The following is a 401-nucleotide window of genomic DNA, read 5'->3' on the forward strand; positions in this document are numbered from 1 at the left end:
GGCGATCGATGGGACTTGAACCCACGAGTGCCGGAGCCACAATCCGGTGCGTTAACCCCTTCGCCACGACCGCCATAATGATAATCTATGCTAGCCATCCGATACAGGTTCTTCTGGCAGGGGCAGTAGGAATCGAACCCACACCAAAGGTTTTGGAGACCTTCGTTCTACCTTTAAACTATGCCCCTATGGTAGCGGTGGAGGGAATCGAACCCCCGACCTTTCGGGTATGAACCGAACGCTCTAACCAGCTGAGCTACGCCGCCACAAGAAAACATCTATCCTTCAATAAAAAAATTTTACTTTTTGATAGTAAAAATAAAAATGGCGGAGAGTGAGGGATTCGAACCCTCGCTACGCTTGCGCATACTAACGGTTTAGCAAACCGTCCCCTTCGGCCT

At 50.1% G+C, this 401-nt stretch carries 3 tRNA genes; all 3 read right to left on the reverse strand.

The annotated features are described in order from the left end of the window. Positions 1-73 (reverse strand) — tRNA-His (locus SB752_RS31975). 41 nt (positions 74-114) lie between these two features. After that, positions 115-188: transfer RNA gene (locus SB752_RS31980), tRNA-Trp, on the reverse strand. Between the two features lies 1 nt (position 189). Continuing rightward, positions 190-266 (reverse strand) — tRNA-Met (locus SB752_RS31985). Between the last annotated feature and the right edge of the window lie 135 nt (positions 267-401).

The organism is Brevibacillus sp. SIMBA_040 (assembly GCF_046535075.1).
Lineage (GTDB): Bacteria > Bacillota > Bacilli > Brevibacillales > Brevibacillaceae > Brevibacillus.